This window comes from Bradyrhizobium sp. (assembly GCF_016462955.1).
In the GTDB taxonomy this organism is placed as follows: domain Bacteria; phylum Pseudomonadota; class Alphaproteobacteria; order Rhizobiales; family Xanthobacteraceae; genus Bradyrhizobium.
This window is the reverse complement of the sequence record NZ_JAEMSD010000493.1, coordinates 1,157-1,449: the sequence shown is the minus strand read 5'-3', so window position 1 is coordinate 1,449 and position 293 is coordinate 1,157. Positions and strand designations below refer to the sequence as shown.

The window sequence follows — 293 nt, the reverse complement described above, 5'->3', positions numbered from 1 at the left end:
ACCACCGACTCCCATCCCTGCTTGCGGACGATCTCGACCGCGTCCGTCAGATAATATTCGCCCTTGGAGTTCGCATTGCCGATCTGCTCCAGGATCGCAAGCGCACGGCGGCCGTCGATCGCCATCACGCCGGCATTGCACAGGTCTATCCTGCGCTCCGCTTCGCTGGCGTCGGCCTGTTCGCGGATCGCAACCAGGCGGTCGCCTTCGACGATGAAGCGGCCATAGCCGGTCGGATCGGCCGCGCGGAAGCCGAGCGCCGCGATCGCAGCGCCCTTGGCAAGCGGCGCGCG

General features: G+C 67.2%; 1 pseudogene. It reads right to left on the bottom strand.

Going from position 1 to position 293, the window contains the following annotated elements:
* Window positions 1-293 (bottom strand): annotated as a pseudogene (glmU, locus tag JHD07_RS32585) (bifunctional UDP-N-acetylglucosamine diphosphorylase/glucosamine-1-phosphate N-acetyltransferase GlmU); the annotation flags it as partial.